The sequence below is a fragment of the Streptomyces sp. 3-6 genome, from assembly GCF_056323165.1.
Genome location: NZ_JBWHZP010000005.1, coordinates 53625 through 69479 on the forward strand (window position 1 = coordinate 53625; position 15855 = coordinate 69479).

Genomic DNA, 15855 nt, shown 5'->3' on the forward strand with positions numbered 1-15855 from the left:
CACTGGACATGACCGCAGTGGAACTCTCGGGCAAGGTCGCCCTGATCACCGGCGCCAGCCGGGGCATCGGCCTGGGCGTCGCCGAGGCGCTCGTCGCGCGCGGCGACCGGGTGTGCATCACCGGCCGCAACGAGGACGCCCTGAAGGAGGCCGTCGAGACCCTGGGTGCCGACCGCGCCATGTACGTGGCCGGCAAGGCGCACGACGAGGCCCACCAGGCCGTCGCCGTCGAGCGCACCATGGAGACCTTCGGCCGCGTCGACTACCTCGTCAACAACGCCGGGACCAACCCGGTGTTCGGGCCGATCGCGGACCTCGACCTGAACGTGGCCCGCAAGGTCTTCGAGACCAACGTGGTCTCCGCGCTCGGCTTCGCCCAGCGCACCTGGCACGCCTGGCAGAAGGACAACGGCGGCGCGATCGTCAACATCGCGTCCGTCGCGGGCCTGGCGCCCTCGCCGTTCATCGGCGCTTACGGCGTCAGCAAGGCCGCCCTGATCAACCTGACCGTGCAGCTCGCGCACGAGTTCGCGCCGAAGGTCCGGGTCAACGCCATCGCCCCGGCCGTGGTGAAGACGAAGTTCGCGCAGGCCCTGTACGAGGGGCGGGAGGAGGAGGCCGCCGCCGGTTACCCGCTGGGCCGGCTCGGTGTGCCCTCCGACATCGGCGGCGCCGCCGCGTTCCTCACCTCGCAGCAGTCGGACTGGGTGACCGGCCAGACCCTCGTGGTCGACGGCGGCGTCTTCCTGAAGGCCGGAGTGGTCTGACCGCGCCCCGCCCGGGCCGCGGAGCAGCCGCTTGCGCGGACACCACGCCCCGGGCGGCGGGAGCGACCGCTTGCGCGGACACCCGGCCCCGGCGGCGGAGCAACCGCTCCGTACGGAGCTGACCCGACGGTCCCGGCACGGGCTTTCCTTGACGAAAGGGAAGCCCGTGTCGGCGTTCCGGGGCTTGTGGGGGGATATGGCGTCGCCGTCGGTTGCGGCTCGATCTCAACTGTCGTCCGGGGGAGGGTCAGCACGCGGAACACTGCGGTATCGTCTGCCGACCCTTGGTACGGCAGATCGAGGAGCGTGCGCGTGTTCAACCGGAACCGAGGCCTGCGGCGGATGGCGGCCATCGCGTCCATATCGTCGTTGGTCGCCGGATGCGGCGTCTTGTCGTCCGATACCCCGGATGACGAGGAGCCAATCGTCGTGGGGACGACCAGTGCGCCCAGCACGCTGGATCCTGCCGCTTCCTGGGACAGCTCCTGGGAGCTGTTCCGCAACATCTACCAGACCCTGCTGAGTTATCCGGTCGGCGCGACGACGCCCCAGCCGGACGCCGCCGAGAGCTGCGCCTTCTCGGACGACTCCAACCAGGTCTTCCGCTGCGAACTGCGCGAGGGGCTGAAGTTCTCCGACGGCGCCACCCTCGACGCCAAGGCGGTCAAGCACTCCATCGACCGCATCCGCAAGATCAACGTCAACGGCGGACCGGCGGGTCTGCTCGGCAGCCTGGAGCGGGTGCAGGCGCCGAGCGAGCGCGAGGTGGTCTTCTACCTCAACAAGCCCGACGCGACCTTCCCGTTCGTCCTGGCCACGCCCGCCATGTCGATCGTCGCCCCGGACGACTACCCCGCCGACGCCCTGCGCAAGGAGAGCGGCATCGTCGGCTCCGGCCCGTACGCGCTGAAGTCCTACGACGAGGGCAAGACGGCCGAACTGGTCCGCAACGGCACGTACAAGGGATTCGCCAAGCCGCGGAACCAGGCGGTGACCGTCCGCTACTTCCAGGAATCCCAGCCGATGGTCGAGGCGCTGCGCGGCAAGGAGGTCGACATCACCTACCGCGGTCTCGCCGCCGACGACATCATCGACCTCCAGAGCAAGACCGGCTCCGAGGACGAGATCCAGCTCGTCGAGGGCACCGGGACCGACATCAGCTACCTGGTGTTCAACCCCAAGGACCCGTGGGCGGGCAAGAAGGAGGTGCGCCGGGCCATCGCGCAGGTCATCGACCGCGGGGCCATCGCGCACAAGGTCTACAAGGACACCGTCGACCCGCTGTACTCCATGGTGCCCAAGGGGCTGACCGGCCACACGACCGGCTTCTTCGACAACTACGGCGAGCCCAGCGTGGCCAAGGCCAAGCAGATCCTCACCGACGCGGGCATCACGCAGAAGGTCCCGCTGACGTTCTGGTACACCACGGACCGCTACGGATCCGCGACCGCGGTGGAGTTCAAGGAGCTCGAACGGCAGCTGGAGGCGTCCAAGCTGTTCGACATCACGCTCAAGAGCCGCCCGTGGAAGACGTACGTCGCCGGCTACCAGAAGGGCGAGTACCCGGTCTTCGGGCGTGGCTGGTTCCCCGACTTCCCGGACGCGGACAACTTCATCGCCCCGTTCGTCGGCAAGCAGAACGCGCTCGGCACGCCCTACGAGGCGACCCAGATCACCAACGTGCTGCTGCCGCGCTCCCGCCGGGAGAGCGACCGCGGCAACGTGGTCCGCGAGTTCGAGGAGGCCCAGGAGATCCTCGTCGACGACGCGCGACTGCTCCCGCTGTGGCAGGGCCGGCAGTACGTCGCGGCCAGCCGGGACATCTCGGGCGGCGAGCGGGCCCTGGACCCCTCGACGATCATGATGATGTGGGAGCTCTCCCGCAAGACCAGCTGGTGACGGACCGGGCAGCCCGCGCGGGGTCGGTCGTCCGCCCCCGCGCGGAGGGCGTTGTCAGTGGTCGCCGGTAGGTTGCGGGCACCGGCAAGTGACCGCAATCGTGAGGACGTTGACGTGACCGACATCGCCATGCTGCCCGAGTCCTGGCGCGGGGTTCTGGGCGACGAGCTGCAGCAGCCCTACTTCAAGGAGCTGGTGGAGTTCGTCGAGGAGGAGCGGGCGAAGGGCCCCGTGTACCCGCCCCGCGAGGAGGTCTTCGCGGCGCTGGACGCCACCCCCTACGACAAGGTCAAGGTCCTGGTCCTCGGCCAGGACCCCTACCACGGTGAGGGCCAGGGCCACGGTCTGTGCTTCTCGGTGCGGCCGGGCGTGCGCACCCCGCCGTCGCTGCGCAACATCTACAAGGAGATGCACGCGGAGCTGGGCACGCCCGTCCCGGACAACGGCTACCTCATGCCATGGGCCGAGCAGGGCGTGGTGCTGCTGAACGCGGTGCTCACGGTGCGCGCCGGCGAGGCCAACTCGCACAAGGGCCGCGGCTGGGAGAGGTTCACCGACGCGGTCATCCGCGCGGTGGCGGACCGGCCCGAGCCGGCCGTCTTCGTGCTCTGGGGCAACTACGCGCAGAAGAAGCTGCCCCTGATCGACACGTCCCGTCACACGGTGGTGAAGGGCGCCCACCCCTCCCCGCTCTCGGCGAAGAAGTTCTTCGGCTCCCGCCCGTTCACGCAGATCAACGAGGCCCTCGCCGCCCAGGGCCACGCCCCGGTCGACTGGACCATCCCCGACCTCGGCTGACCCGGCGCCGGGTGCGGGACCGCCGGGTTCCCGCACCCGGACGACCCGCCGGTGCGCCACGGGGCGCCCTGTCCGCCGTCGCGGCCGGCTGCGGTTAGCGTCGGGAGCGACATCCGGCGAGCGGTGCGGAGGGCGCGGTGGCGGAACGACAGGGCCGGGCGGCGGCCGACGCCGTGCTGACCCGCATCGGGCAAGTCGTGATGCTGCACCACGCGGGCGACCGCGAGGAGGCGCGCCACCGGCTGCTGGGCCTGTGGGCGGAGATCGGTGACGGGCACCCGCTGCACCGCTGCACCCTGGCCCACTACCTGGCCGACACCCAGGACGACCCCGAAGCCGAACTGGCCTGGGACCTGCGGGCGTTGACGGCCGCCGAGGAGGCGCTCCGGAGCGGCCCGGGGGTGCCCGGGGCGTCGGCCGAGGTGCGGGCCCTGTACCCCGCGCTGCACCTGAGCCTCGCCACCGACTACGCCGGCCTGGGCCGCCCCGACGCCGCCCGCAGCCACCTCCGGCGGGCCAGGACAGCGGCCGTCGCCCTGGCCGACGACTCCTACGGAGACGGCGTCCGGGCGGCCATCCGGCGGCTGGAGATCCGGCTGGGGGAGGGCGACGGCCCTCCCGGCGGCGGGGGCGGGCCGCCGAGGCAGCGGAGGTAGGGGGCGTCGGGGCAGCGGAGGTAGGGGCGTCGGGGCTGCCGCCGTCCCCACGGTCCCGGGTGGTCCCAGCGGGCCGACGGTCCCGGTGATCCGTGTGATGCCGGGGACCCCGGCGAACCGGCTCCGCCGGCGGCGCCCGATCCGGCCGCGCACCGACCCCGGGGCCGCCGGCCACCGCACCGGCGCACCGGCCCCGGAATACCTGCTGGGCGCCGGTCCTCCGTCGGGCCCGCGTCGCGGGGGTCCGCGGCCGTCGCCGCGCGGCAACGGGCCGTCCACCGTCTGCCGCCTCACCGCCCGTAGACCTCCCGGCAGATCGCCGCCTGCGGGCTGTCCTGCGGCCAGTGGCCGTACGTCCTGCCCAGCGCGCACACGTCCGCACCCCGGCCGCGCGCCGGCCCCGACCCCGGCCCCCCGACGGCCGGTCCGGGTGCGGCGGCCTCGCCTCCCGGGGCGGGGCGGTCCGGGCGGGAGGGCCGGTCGCGGTCGGGGGACGGCACGGGGCGCTCCGGCACGGTGGGCGGGGGGCCGGTGGGCCGCGGGGGAGCGGCGGACGGCCGCTCCGCGTCGGACGGTCCGATCATCTCCAGGGCCTCCCGCGCCGGCGCCTGCACGGCCGGTGTGCGCACCACCCCGTCCGGGCCGGGGGCCGGCGGCACCGCCGACCCGGACGGGGCCGTCGGCGGCCGGGGGGCGGAGGAGGGGGGCGGGACCGTGACACAGCCCGCGAGGGCCGACACCGCCACGGTCAGCAGCAGGGCCGCTGTCGTCGTCGTTCGATGCACCCGGGCCAGTCTGCTGGCTCCGGGCGCCGTCCCGGGACGCTTCGGGCCCTCGGATGCCCCGCACGGGTGATGTCCGGCCCCTTCCGGGGGCCGTGCGGGCGCCGGGCTGACGTCAGTCGCCGGTGGCGCCGTCCAGGGCCTCGCGGATGAGGTCGGCGTGGCCGTTGTGCCGCGCGTACTCCTCGATCATGTGGGTGTGGAGCCAGCGCAGGTTGAAGCGTTCGCCGGTACGGGCGTCGGTGCCGCGCGACATGTCGTCCAGCGCGAAGCCGGCCGCGTTGCGCCGGGCGACCGCGATCTCCTCCTGCCAGGTCGCGTACGCCTCCTTCCAGGTGTCCGCCGGGGTGACGCGGAAGTCGCCGTCGGGGTCGGTCTCGCTGTAGTGGATCGGTCCGGCGTCCTCGTCCATCAGCACCCGGCGGTACCAGCCGCGCTCCACGTCGGCCATGTGCCGGACGAGCCCGAGCAGGGTGAGTGAGGACGGGGACACCGACGCGGTGCGCAACTGGGCGTCGGTCAGGCCCTCGCACTTCCGGGCCAGGGTGCTGCGGTGGTAGTCGAGCCAGCCCTCCAGCATGGCCCGTTCGTCGGCGTCGGTGGCGGGTTCACGGCGATCGGTCGTCATGGGGGCATCCTCACGGATGCCGGGCCGCGCCACGACGGGTTTTCAGCCGTCGAGCATCCCCTGCAGCAACTCCCGCAGGCTGTCCCGCAGTTCCCGAAGACCGGGCGGGTGCGAGCCGAAGGACCCGGCCACGCAGGAGAACAGCAGCCCGTCGGCCCAGGCGATCAGGGAGAGCGCGTGCCGGCCGGGGTCGGTGGAACCGAGTGCGGTGACGAGGGCGGTGAGCGCGTCGCGGAACCGGGCGCCGGTGGCGTCGAAGTGGGCGCGCAGCTCGGGGCGGCGGGTCGCCTCCAGGGCGAGTTCGTAGCGGGCGAGGGTGAGGTCGCGGTTGCCGGTCAGGGCGCGGTGGGTGGCCAGGGCGAGCGCGTCCACCACCGCGCCGGTGCCCTGCCCGGGGTCCGGCAGGGCGTCCAGGGCGAGCACCCGGGCCTCCCGCTCGGCGAGCCGCCGCACCGCGAGTTCCAGCAGCGCCTGCCGGGTGCGGGCCACGTTCGAGGTGGAGCCCTGCGGCAGCCCGGCGGCCTCGTCGACCGCCCGGTGGGTCAGCCCCCGCATCCCGCGCTCGGCGAGCAGGGCGAGGGCGGCGTCGGCGACGAGGTCGGCGCGTGCGGCGCCTGCGGTGCTCACGGACATGGGCTCAACCTACCGTCGGTACTACTGCTGTAGTACAGTCGTCCCCACGGGCACTACAGGTGTAGTCACCGTGGGGAGGAGCAGTCATGGCACGGATCGAGCGGGCCGTCGTGATCGGCGGCGGGATCGGCGGCCTGACCGCCGCCTCCGCCCTGCATCGTCGCGGGATCCGGGTGACCGTCCTGGAGCGGGCCGCCTCGCTCGCTCCCGTCGGCGCGGCCATCTCCCTGGCCCCCAACGGGTTGCGCGCCCTGGACCTGATCGGTGTCGGCGACGCCGTCCGGGCCCTGGCCGCGTTCCAGGGCGACGGCGGGGTGCGCGCCCCGGACGGGCGGTGGCTGGTGCGCTCCAGCGCCGCCGCCGCGAGCCAACGCTTCGGCGGCCCGCTCGTCCTCCTGGCCCGCGCCACCCTCGTCGACCACCTGGCCGCCACCCTGCCGCCGGACGCCGTCCGCACGGCCGCCGACGCACGCGTCCTGGACCCCGGCGACCCGGCCGACCCCGCCCGGCCGGCCCGCGTGAGCACCCCCGGAGGGGAGCTGACGGCGGACCTCGTGGTGGCCGCCGACGGCATCCGGTCCGGCGTACGGAGCACGCTCTTCCCGTCCCACCCCGGGCCCGCCTACGCCGGCTTCACCACCTGGCGGGTCCTCGTTCCCGTCCCGGGTGCCGTCTTCGCCTCGCACGAGACGTGGGGCCCGGGCCGCCTCTGGGGCACGCACCCGCTCCAGGACGGCCGGGTCTACGCCTACGCCGCCGCCCGGACACCCGCGGGCGGACGGGCCCCCGACGACGAGAAGGCCGAACTGCTGCGGCTCTACGGCGACTGGCACCACCCGGTGCCCGCCGTGCTGGCCGCCGTCCGCCCCGAGGACGTGCTCCGGCACGACGTGCACCACCTCGCCCGGCCGCTGCCCGCCCTGCACCGCGGCCGGGTCGCGCTCCTCGGCGACGCCGCGCACGCCATGCCGCCCAACCTCGGCCAGGGCGGCAACCAGGCCATCGAGGACGCCGTCGTCCTCGCCCACCACTGCGACGACCTCACCGCCTACACGGCAGACCGGCTGCCCCGCACCACCGCGATCGCCCGCCAGGCGGTCCGGGCGGCCCGGCTGAACCTGATGACCAACCGGGCCGGCACCGCGCTGCGCGACCACGCCCTGGCCGCGGTGTCCAGGGCCGCCCCCGGCCTCCTGCTGCGCGCCTTCGACGGCATCGCCGACTGGCGCCCGCCCCGGCCGCCGTATGCTTCCCCGCAGACCACGCCGGGCGACGGCTAGAGGAGAACACCCCGTGAAGGTCGGCTGCATCGGACTCGGCGACATCGCGCGGAAGGCCTACCTCCCGGTGCTGGCCACCCTGCCCGACGTGACGCTCCACCTGCAGACCCGCACGCCCGCCACGCTCACCCGCGTCGCCGACGGCCTCCACCTGCCGCCGGACCGCCGCCACGCCGACCTCGACTCCCTGCTCGCCCAGGACCTCGACGCGGCCTTCGTGCACGCGCCGACCACGGCCCACCCGGAGATCGTGGCCCGGCTGCTGGACGCCGGCGTCCCCACGTACGTCGACAAGCCCCTCGCCTACCACCTCGCCGACTCCACCCGTCTCGTGAAGCTGGCGGAGGAACGCGGCGTGAGCCTCGCCGTCGGCTTCAACCGCCGCTTCGCCCCCGGGTACGCCCAGTGCGCGGAGCTGCCGCGCGACCTGATCCTGATGCAGAAGAACCGGGTCGGGCTGCCCGAGGACCCGCGCACCCTGGTCCTCGACGACTTCATCCACGTCGTCGACACCCTCCGCTTCCTCGTGCCCGGCACGGTCGACGACGTGAGCGTGCGCGGACGCACCGAGGGCGGACTGCTGCACCACGTCGTCCTCCAGCTCGCCGGCGACGGCTTCACCGCGCTCGGGGTGATGAACCGGCTCAGCGGTTCCGCCGAGGAGATCCTGGAGGTCTCCGGACAGGACTCCAAGCGCCAGGTCCTCAACCTGGCCGAGGTCATCGACCACAAGGGCCAGCCCACCGTGCGGCGGCGCGGCGACTGGGTCCCGGTGGCCCGGCAGCGCGGCATCGAGCAGGCCGTGCTCGCCTTCCTCGACGCGGTGCGGGCCGGACGGGTGCTCAGCGCGCGGGACGCGTGGGAGACCCATGAGCTGTGCGAGCGCGTGGTGCGCGCGGTGACCGATCCCTCCGCCGCCTGACCCGCAGCGCCTCCACCACGCACCACACCGCGACGACCACCGGCGCCGTGAGCGGCACCCAGTCGCCGAACCGGACGTACGGCGTCGTGCCGTGCGCCGGAGCCACCTCGTAGACGTGGGTGCCGGAGGCGTCCGTACCCAGCCACGGCCCGACCCGCCGGCCGTCCGGGCCGTACACGGCGGACACGCCCGTCAGCGTCGCGTGCACCATCGGCCGGCCCGTCTCCGCGGCCCGCAGCGCGGCGATCGAGGCGTGCTGCTCCGGCGCCCAGCTCCGCTGGAACGTCGACGTCGAGGACTGCGCCAGCAGCACGCCCGCGCCGTCCTCGGCGAGACGCCGGCTCATGTCCGGGAACGCGGTCTCGAAGCACACCATCGGGCCGATCCGCAGCCCGCCGCCCGCCTCCATCACCACCTGCTCCGCGCCGCGCCTGCGGTCCTCGCCCGCCGCCCGACCGACCGAGGTGGCCCAGCCCAGCAGCGAGCGGGCCGGGATGTACTCCCCGAACGGCACCAGCCGCATCTTGTCGTACCGGTCGCCGGTCAGCCCCTCCGGGCCGACCAGCACCGAACTCTTGAAGATGCCGGGCCGGTCGGACCTCCGGGCGTCCACGTTCACCAGCAGATCGGCGCCCGTCCCCCGGGACAGCGCGGCGAGCCGCCCGGCGAGATCGGGACGGTCGCCGAGGTCGAACCCCACACTGCTCTCTCCCCAGACCACGAGGTCGACGTCCTGGCCCGCCAGACGGCGGGTGAGCTGTTCCTGCCGGTCGAACCGGCGGTCCGCGCTCGCGGGCCCGTCGATCACCCCCGGCTGGACGACCGCGATCCGGACCCGTTCACCGGTCTGCGGCCGCGGTGACCACACCCACGCCGCCGACCCCGCCGCGGCCACCGCCGCCAGGGCGGCCACGGCCGGCAGCCGCGCCGCACGCACCGCGACGAGCACCGCCACCGCCACGTTCACCGCCACCAGCAGCAGACTGACCAGCCAGACGCCACCCACCGAGGCCAGCCGCAGAGCCGGACCCACCTGCCACTGGCTGGCGCCGAGCACCCCCCAGGGCCCGCCCAGGGCGTGCCAGGAACGGATCAGCTCGATCACCAGCCAGCCCGACGGCAGCACCACCAGCGCTGCTGCCACCCGCCCCCGGGACGGCGTACCGCCCAGGAGCCGGCGCACCAGCCACCCCCAGGGCGCCCACAACGCCCCGAGCAGCGCCGCGACGACGAACGTGAACACGTGCAGGTGCGGCAGCAGCCAGTGGTGCATGGCGAACATGAACCCGAAGCCGCCGCACCACCCGTCGAACGCCGCCCGGCGCCCCGTCGGCGCGGTCCGCGCCAACAGGATCCACGGCACCAGCGCGACACCGGCGCACCACCACAGGGCCGGGGCGGGGAAGGCCAGGACCGGCACGGCGCCCGCGACCACCGCCACGGCGGAGCGGTACCACGGGGAGGCGAGCCGGCGACCGAACGTCTTCATGGGCGGCTCCCTACCCCGTGATGGCCCCAGTGTGCGCCCGCGGGCGATCCCGGGCGGCGCGGGCCCGTTCAGTTGATCACATCGGCAGCCCACGGCCGGGCAGGCGCCGCCACAGCTCGCGCACGACGACCTCGCTCAGCCGCCAGCCGTCCTCCGTGCGCACCGCGGAGAAGGCGTACCGGCCCCCGCACACCACGTCCGGCGCCGCCGCCCCCCGGCCGTCCCAGCCGCCGCCTCCCCTCGGGCTGAGGTAGTCGGCCCGCACGTCGGCCGTGTCGCCGGTGTCCAGCTCCCGGACGCCGAACCGCACCGACCGGTTGACGATCAGGTGCTGCCGCACCGGGAACGCCGTCAGGGACCCGGCCAGCCAGTCCGCCACTTCCCCGGCACTGCCCTCGATCCCGCCGGCCGAGCGGTGGTCGGCCCTCCCGCCCGGTGCGAACAGCCCGCGGAACCCCTCCCAGTCGCCGTCGTCCAGGGCCACCGCGTACTCGGTGACGAGCGCGTCCACGGCCAGCCGGTCCCTCACGGTCGCGAGCTCCACACGCTGGGTCATCGGATCAGTGTTGGCCAGGAGACGTGAGGTGCCAAGGGGGCGTCCGGACTTTCGTCGCCTGTCGCCCGTTGTCCGGCTCGCCCTGTGGGTCGTGGCCCCGTGGCCCGGGTTCGGGAGGGGCGGCGGCGCCGGGTCTGCGAATCTGGGGCCGTTGCACGCGAGCGTCTGCGGGAGGCAGGAACATGAAACGACTCGTCACCGTGGTCACCGGCGGAAGCCGGGGGATCGGGGCCGCCACCAGTCTGCGGCTCGCGGCCGAGGGACACGACGTGGTGGTGGGCTACGTACGCGACGCCGAGGCCGCCGAGGCCGTGGCCCGGGGCGTGCGGTCGGCCGGCGCGCGTGCCGTCACCGTCCGGGGCGACACCTCCGTGGAGGCGGACGTCGAGCGCCTCTTCGAGGTGGCGGAGCGGGAACTCGGCCCGGTGACGGGGCTGGTGAACAACGCGGCGGTGACCGGACCGCTGGGCCGCTTCGCCGACGTCGGCACTGACACGCTGCGGCGGGTCGTCGACGTGAACCTCATGGGCGTGCTGCTGTGCGCGCGGCGGGCCGCGCAGCTGATGACACCCCGGGGCGAGGGCGTGATCGTGAACATCTCCTCGGGCGCCGCCACCCTCGGCAGCCCCGGCGAGTACGTCCACTACGCGGCGACCAAGGCGGCCGTCGACGCGCTGACCCTCGGGCTGGCCAAGGAGCTCGGCCCGGACGGGATCCGGGTCAACGCGGTGGCGCCGGGAGTGATCGACACGGAGATGCACGCCGCGATGGGCGCACCGGACCGGGCCCGGCAGGCCGCCGCCGCGATCCCGATGGGCCGCGCCGGACGGTCCGAGGAGATCGCCGCGGCCGTGGCCTGGCTGATGTCACCGGACGCCTCGTACACGACGGGGACGGTGCTGCGGGTGGCCGGCGGACGCTGACCGGTGAAGACGGCGTCCCGGCAGGGGAGTTGAGGAGGCCAGGGGTCAGGCCCCGGAGCCGGCGGAGAGGGAGAGGGCGCGTACGGCGCCGGGGGAGGGGTGGACGGCGGGGGGAGGGCCCGGCGGCGGAGACCTCGGGCCTCCCGCACGCTTGGCCTGGCGGACGCGAGAGGCGGGGTGCGGGGGCGCGGGGCCTCAGGCCGCCTCGACGATCCCTCCGCGGATCGCGGCAGCCCACTCCACCACGAGCAGCTCGTACTCCGCGCGCTCGGTGGCCGACAGCGAGCGGCCCGCACGCAGCCACAGCGCACGGATCTGCTCGTTGACGTCGTCGGCGGACCGCACGGAACCAGGGGTGAAGAAATCGGGGAACATGCGGACAGCCTAGGCCCACGCACTGACACTCCGCTACCGGACGGCTACGGGTGACGCGGCGCAGGACGCCCGCGCTCCGGCGCCTCCCGTCGGCTCCGGTCCGTGCCCGCTTTCCGGCGGGACGAGCGCGCCGGGCTCCGCTTGCCCGAGCGGTCCGGGGCGGTCCGCCTTCGGGCGGGTCGTGCGACGGCATGCGGGATGCGTGCGTGCGTCGACGGCACGGACCGGCCGGCTACGACACCCGTCGCCTCCGGAGCCGACGGGTCGTCAGGAGTGGTGCCACGGCGGCCGGTCAGGTGCACGTCGAACCCTGCGTCACAGAATCGTCACATCGTGTTCACCGGGTGCGCACGCCTGTCACGCTGATCGCCCTGCCGAATCTGCACCTTGAGGGACGAACCATGCGCATCCGTACCGTCGCCGTCGTGCTCGCCGCCACGGCCCTGCTCACGCTCACCGCCTGCGAGGGGACCGACAGCGGCGCGGCCGGATCCGCCACGTCGGACACCGTCGGCCGGGACGCCGGCGACACGCCCGAGAGCGACCCGCGGACCGATTCCGGGAACGCGAGCGACACCGGGACGGAGAAGGGAGAGCCGGACAAGGACGGGAGCGAGACGGAAGCCGCGGACGGGACCGACGCCGGTGCCGATGCCGCGCCGACGACCGCCCAGCTGCCGGACTTCACCGGCCAGGACCTGCAGGCCGCCCAGGACGCGGCCCAGGCCGCCGGTTTCTACGCCCTCGACGACCAGGACGCGAGCGGACAGAACCGGCTGCAGGTCCTCGACCGCAACTGGGTGGTGTGCAGCCAGGATCCGGCGGCCGGCACGCACCCCACCGACACCATGGTGACCCTGTTCGCGGTCAAGGACGGCGAGCGCTGCTGAGCGGCCGGGGACGGGCCGCCCCGGGGCCGGCCAGGGCGGGGCTCCCCGTCGCGGCGACGGGGAGCCGGGCCGCAGGACGGCGTTCCACCGGCTCTCCGGCCGCCGGGGCCGCCGGGGCCGCCAGGAGACGGGACGTTTCCTCCACCGACCTCAGTGCGCCGGTTCGGCCGCGTCCGGGCTCAGGACGCCCAGGGCGACCAGCGCGATGATGACGATGCCGAGGGCGATCCGGTACCAGACGAACGGCATGAAGCTCCGGGTGGAAATGAAGCGCATGAACCATGCGATCACCGCGTATCCGGTCACGAACGCGATGACCGTGGCGAAGACGGTCGGGCCCCAGGAGACGTGTCCGCCCTCGGTGGCGTCCTTGAGTTCGAAGAGGCCGGAGGCGAGCACGGCGGGGATGGCGAGTAGGAACGAGTAGCGCGCGGCGGCCTCGCGCCGGTACCCCATGAACAGGCCGCCGCTGATGGTGGCGCCGGAGCGGGAGACGCCCGGGACCAGCGCCATGGCCTGGCAGAGACCGTAGATCAGGCCGTCCTTGACGGTCAGGTCCGTCAGTTCCTTCGGCTGCCGGGCGGCGCGGTGCCGGCCGCCGCGCTCGGCGCGTGCCGCCATCCGGTCGGCGATGCCGAGGACGATGCCCATGCCGATGAGCATCGTGGCGGTGATCCGCAGGTCGCGGAACGGCCCCTCGATCTGGTCCTTGAGCGTGAGGCCGAGGACGCCGATGGGGATGGAGCCGACGATCACGAGCCAGCCCATGCGCGCGTCGGGGTCGCCGCGGAGCTCCTTGTCGGTGAGGGACCGCGTCCAGGCGGACAGGATGCGGCCGATGTCCTTGCGGAAGTAGATGAGCACCGCCGCCTCGGTGCCGATCTGGGTGATGGCGGTGAACGCCGCCCCCGGGTCCTCCCAGCCGGAGAAGGCCGCCGTCAGGCGCAGGTGCGCGCTGGAGGAGATGGGGAGGAACTCGGTCAGCCCCTGGACGAGTCCGAGGATGAGGGATTCAAACCAAGACATGAGGTAGCGGAGTCCAAGTGCCGGTCGTGGAAAGGGCGGAGCGGGCACGCCGGACCGCAGGGTGCGGTGATCGATGATCGGGCGCGCCGCGGGGGCAGCGTAACGCCCTTAAATGAACAAGAGGTGCAGGGTCGTCGCGGGGTCCTCTCCGGGCCGCGTCGCGGGCAGGGGAGGGAACCGGCGGATCCCCCGCGAGGGCGAGGGCGAGGGCGAGCGGCCGGGGCAGGGGCCGGGGGCCCGGAGGCCGTCGGCGGTCGCCGGGCTGCTCAGCGTCCGCGCAGCTGGTGCCGCTTGCGCCACGCCACCAGCGCCCCCGCCAGGCCCGGAACGGCGATGCAGGCCAGCGCGATCAGGAAGGCGGGCGAGGTGGGAGCCGAGGCGCTGTCGCCCGCGACGGCGTAGGCGGCGGTGTTCGGGATGGAGCCGAGCGCGGTCGCCAGCAGGAACGGCAGCAGGCCCATCCGGGAGACCGCCGCGCAGTAGTTGGCCGCCGCGAACGGCACCCCGGGGAACAGCCGGGTCGCCAGCATCGAGCGGAAACCGTGGCGGCTGAGCTGCCGGTCGGCGGCCTTCAGCCACCGTCCCCGCAGCAGCGGACGCAGCGCGTCCTGGCCGAGCGCCCGCCCGAGGCAGAACGCCAGCCCCGCCCCGAGCACCGTGCCGCCGAGGGCCGCGCCCAGACCGAGCTGGGTGCCGAACAGCGCGCCCGCCCCGAGGTTGAGCAGCGGACGCGGCACGAACGCCACCGTGCACACCCCGTACGCCACCGCGTACAGCACCACGGCCGCCGCCCCGCCGAGCTGCGCCGGAAAGCCGTCGGTGAGCAGCCGCTGCGGCTCGAACAGCAGCATCGCGGAGGCCGCCGACAGCAGCAGCACCACGAGCAGCGACAGCCGGGACCACGGTGACAGCAGCACCCTGGCGCAGCGGGCGGCGGCGCCGGCCGCGGGAGCGGACGGGGCCAGGGGGACGGCGATCGCGAGATCGTGGGGACCGACGGCCTGGGGAGGAGCCGTGGCCGTGCCGCCAGAGCGGGTGGAGGCATCGAGCATTCGGTGACAGTAACCGACGCGCCGGTGTGATCGCCGTAGTGTGCGTCTCATGAACGCCTCCGCACCGGACGCCGGGAGCCACGCCTCGCGGGTGCCCGCCGGCTCGCTCGCCGACACCGTGCTGGACCGGCTCACCGCCGTCTACCCGACGGCGGCCGATCCGCAGCGGGCGGTCGGGATGCGGGCGTACATGAAGGACGTCGCCCCCTTCCTGGGCCTGACCACCCCGGTCCGCCGGGCCCTGTCCCGCACCGTCGTGGAGGGGCTGCCCCGCCCCGACGAGGCGGACTGCGCGGAGATCGCCCTGCGCTGCTGGAGTCTGCCCGAGCGCGAGTACCACTACTTCGCGGTCGACTACCTGCGGCGCCACGTACGGCACTGCTCCTCCGGCTTCCTGCCGGTGACCCGGCAGCTCCTCACCACCGTCCCGTGGTGGGACACCGTCGACCTGCTCGCCGCCCACGTGGTGGGAGCGCTGGTCGCGGCCGACCGGGACCTGGCGGCGGAGATGGACGCCTGGAGCGTCGACGAGGACCTGTGGCTCGTGCGGACCGCGCTGCTGCACCAACTGCGCTACAAGGAACGCACAGACACCGCACGCCTCTTCGGCTACTGCGCGCGGCAGGCGGGGCATCCCGACTTCTTCGTCCGCAAGGCCATCGGCTGGTGCCTGCGCGAGTACGCCAAGACGGACCCGGACGCGGTCCGTGCCTTCGTCGCCCGCGAACGGGACCGCCTCGCGCCGCTGTCGGTACGGGAGGCACTGAAGAACATCGGCGCCTGAGCAGGGTGCGGGCGGCCCCGCCCCCGCCGCCCGTCCCCGCCGCCCGTCCCGGCCGTCCGTCCCCGCCGTCCGTCCCCGTCCCGCCCCTGTCCGGTGCGCGCCTTCGGCTCGCCTCCGCCCCCGCGTGCGTCGGGGCTGCCCGTCCGCTACTGCCCCGGCCCCGCACGCACCCCCTCGTGCCCCGGACTCGGACACCCGACGCTCGCGGATGCCCGCGCGTGCACCCGGATCGGGCGTCCCGCCGGGGCCCGGTCCGAAAACCGTTCGACGTGGGGCCGCGCGTCCGCCAGGATCGACGGCATGGTCCGGTACGCCTTCCTCCTCGCCGCATCCGCCGCCGCGGATGCTCCGAAGGCTGCCGTCGACGCTCTCCTGGCCGCCGCCGACGGCGCCCG

Annotated in this window: 17 protein-coding genes; 9 read left to right on the top strand and 8 right to left on the bottom strand. The window is 74.3% G+C overall.

Annotation, left to right across the window (positions count from 1 at the left end; translation table 11 throughout):
* Positions 1-8: 8 nt before the first annotated feature.
* From AC02VZ_RS09120 to AC02VZ_RS09135, 4 genes are all read left to right on the top strand, one after another.
* Positions 9-767, top strand: coding sequence for an SDR family oxidoreductase (locus tag AC02VZ_RS09120; protein ID WP_476475055.1), 759 nt, complete (start codon positions 9-11; stop codon positions 765-767).
* Between the two features lie 312 nt (positions 768-1079).
* On the top strand, positions 1080-2666 hold the full coding sequence (locus AC02VZ_RS09125) for an ABC transporter substrate-binding protein (protein WP_476475056.1): 1587 nt from the start codon (positions 1080-1082) through the stop codon (positions 2664-2666).
* Positions 2667-2780: 114 nt separating this feature from the next.
* Positions 2781-3464, top strand: coding sequence for a uracil-DNA glycosylase (gene ung, locus AC02VZ_RS09130; protein ID WP_476475057.1), 684 nt, complete (start codon positions 2781-2783; stop codon positions 3462-3464).
* Between the two features lie 137 nt (positions 3465-3601).
* Positions 3602-4120 carry a hypothetical protein gene (locus tag AC02VZ_RS09135; protein WP_432053568.1) on the top strand — a complete coding sequence of 173 codons (519 nt, stop codon included), beginning with the start codon at positions 3602-3604 and terminating at the stop codon, positions 4118-4120.
* 290 nt (positions 4121-4410) lie between these two features.
* On the opposite strand, the gene AC02VZ_RS09140 is transcribed toward AC02VZ_RS09135, so the two are convergent.
* The 3 genes from AC02VZ_RS09140 to AC02VZ_RS09150 all read right to left on the bottom strand — a co-directional run bounded on the left by AC02VZ_RS09140 (position 4411) and on the right by AC02VZ_RS09150 (position 6163).
* Positions 4411-4905 (bottom strand): hypothetical protein, encoded by a 495-nt coding sequence (locus tag AC02VZ_RS09140; protein ID WP_432053569.1) that lies wholly within the window; start codon positions 4903-4905, stop codon positions 4411-4413.
* Between the two features lie 112 nt (positions 4906-5017).
* On the bottom strand, positions 5018-5530 hold the full coding sequence (locus AC02VZ_RS09145) for a DinB family protein (protein WP_432053570.1): 513 nt from the start codon (positions 5528-5530) through the stop codon (positions 5018-5020).
* A gap of 42 nt (positions 5531-5572) precedes the next feature.
* On the bottom strand, positions 5573-6163 hold the full coding sequence (locus AC02VZ_RS09150; protein ID WP_476475058.1) for a TetR/AcrR family transcriptional regulator: 591 nt from the start codon (positions 6161-6163) through the stop codon (positions 5573-5575).
* A gap of 86 nt (positions 6164-6249) precedes the next feature.
* On the opposite strand from AC02VZ_RS09150, the gene AC02VZ_RS09155 reads away from it, so the two are divergent.
* On the top strand, positions 6250-7443 hold the full coding sequence (locus AC02VZ_RS09155) for an FAD-dependent monooxygenase (protein ID WP_476475059.1): 1194 nt from the start codon (positions 6250-6252) through the stop codon (positions 7441-7443).
* A 13-nt stretch (positions 7444-7456) separates the two neighbouring features.
* On the top strand, positions 7457-8365 hold the full coding sequence (locus tag AC02VZ_RS09160) for a Gfo/Idh/MocA family protein (protein WP_476475060.1): 909 nt from the start codon (positions 7457-7459) through the stop codon (positions 8363-8365).
* Here AC02VZ_RS09160 and lnt read toward each other — a convergent pair.
* Together lnt and AC02VZ_RS09170 are read right to left on the bottom strand one after the other, a co-directional pair.
* The gene (lnt, locus tag AC02VZ_RS09165) at positions 8286-9854 is read right to left on the bottom strand and encodes an apolipoprotein N-acyltransferase (protein ID WP_432053574.1); all 1569 of its coding nucleotides are present in this window, start codon (positions 9852-9854) and stop codon (positions 8286-8288) included. The genes AC02VZ_RS09160 and lnt overlap by 80 nt on opposite strands.
* Before the next feature lie 76 nt (positions 9855-9930).
* Positions 9931-10410 carry a nuclear transport factor 2 family protein gene (locus AC02VZ_RS09170; RefSeq protein WP_476475061.1) on the bottom strand — a complete coding sequence of 160 codons (480 nt, stop codon included), beginning with the start codon at positions 10408-10410 and terminating at the stop codon, positions 9931-9933.
* A gap of 182 nt (positions 10411-10592) precedes the next feature.
* Between AC02VZ_RS09170 and AC02VZ_RS09175 the strand changes: the two genes are divergently transcribed.
* Complete coding sequence (locus AC02VZ_RS09175) at positions 10593-11333, top strand: SDR family NAD(P)-dependent oxidoreductase (RefSeq protein ID WP_432053576.1); 741 nt, start codon at positions 10593-10595, stop codon at positions 11331-11333.
* 195 nt (positions 11334-11528) lie between these two features.
* Here the strand turns inward: AC02VZ_RS09175 and AC02VZ_RS09180 are convergent, their stop codons facing one another.
* The gene (locus AC02VZ_RS09180) at positions 11529-11708 is read right to left on the bottom strand and encodes a hypothetical protein (RefSeq protein ID WP_476475062.1); all 180 of its coding nucleotides are present in this window, start codon (positions 11706-11708) and stop codon (positions 11529-11531) included.
* Positions 11709-12109: 401 nt separating this feature from the next.
* Here AC02VZ_RS09180 and AC02VZ_RS09185 point away from each other — a divergent pair, with 401 nt between their 5' ends.
* Complete coding sequence (locus AC02VZ_RS09185) at positions 12110-12598, top strand: hypothetical protein (protein WP_432053578.1); 489 nt, start codon at positions 12110-12112, stop codon at positions 12596-12598.
* Between the two features lie 150 nt (positions 12599-12748).
* On the opposite strand, the gene AC02VZ_RS09190 is transcribed toward AC02VZ_RS09185, so the two are convergent.
* Complete coding sequence (locus AC02VZ_RS09190) at positions 12749-13624, bottom strand: undecaprenyl-diphosphate phosphatase (RefSeq protein ID WP_432053579.1); 876 nt, start codon at positions 13622-13624, stop codon at positions 12749-12751.
* Between the two features lie 266 nt (positions 13625-13890).
* On the bottom strand, positions 13891-14676 hold the full coding sequence (locus tag AC02VZ_RS09195; RefSeq protein WP_432053580.1) for a TVP38/TMEM64 family protein: 786 nt from the start codon (positions 14674-14676) through the stop codon (positions 13891-13893).
* 49 nt (positions 14677-14725) lie between these two features.
* Between AC02VZ_RS09195 and AC02VZ_RS09200 the strand changes: the two genes are divergently transcribed.
* A complete protein-coding gene (locus AC02VZ_RS09200; RefSeq protein WP_476475063.1) occupies positions 14726-15460 on the top strand; it encodes a DNA alkylation repair protein in 735 nt (244 codons plus the stop codon).
* Positions 15461-15855 lie beyond the last annotated feature (395 nt).

Excerpts from the sequence above, each read along its gene's own strand:
- AC02VZ_RS09120 (WP_476475055.1), top strand. The coding sequence starts at position 9 with ATGACCGCAGTGGAACTCTCGGGCAAGGTCGCCCTGATCACCGGCGCC.
- AC02VZ_RS09145 (WP_432053570.1), bottom strand. The coding sequence starts at position 5,530 with ATGACGACCGATCGCCGTGAACCCGCCACCGACGCCGACGAACGGGCC.
- AC02VZ_RS09150 (WP_476475058.1), bottom strand. The coding sequence starts at position 6,163 with ATGTCCGTGAGCACCGCAGGCGCCGCACGCGCCGACCTCGTCGCCGAC.
- AC02VZ_RS09155 (WP_476475059.1), top strand. The coding sequence starts at position 6,250 with ATGGCACGGATCGAGCGGGCCGTCGTGATCGGCGGCGGGATCGGCGGC.
- lnt (WP_432053574.1), bottom strand. The coding sequence starts at position 9,854 with ATGAAGACGTTCGGTCGCCGGCTCGCCTCCCCGTGGTACCGCTCCGCC.
- AC02VZ_RS09170 (WP_476475061.1), bottom strand. The coding sequence starts at position 10,410 with ATGACCCAGCGTGTGGAGCTCGCGACCGTGAGGGACCGGCTGGCCGTG.
- AC02VZ_RS09175 (WP_432053576.1), top strand. The coding sequence starts at position 10,593 with ATGAAACGACTCGTCACCGTGGTCACCGGCGGAAGCCGGGGGATCGGG.
- AC02VZ_RS09180 (WP_476475062.1), bottom strand. The coding sequence starts at position 11,708 with ATGTTCCCCGATTTCTTCACCCCTGGTTCCGTGCGGTCCGCCGACGAC.
- AC02VZ_RS09185 (WP_432053578.1), top strand. The coding sequence starts at position 12,110 with ATGCGCATCCGTACCGTCGCCGTCGTGCTCGCCGCCACGGCCCTGCTC.
- AC02VZ_RS09190 (WP_432053579.1), bottom strand. The coding sequence starts at position 13,624 with ATGTCTTGGTTTGAATCCCTCATCCTCGGACTCGTCCAGGGGCTGACC.
- AC02VZ_RS09195 (WP_432053580.1), bottom strand. The coding sequence starts at position 14,676 with ATGCTCGATGCCTCCACCCGCTCTGGCGGCACGGCCACGGCTCCTCCC.
- AC02VZ_RS09200 (WP_476475063.1), top strand. The coding sequence starts at position 14,726 with ATGAACGCCTCCGCACCGGACGCCGGGAGCCACGCCTCGCGGGTGCCC.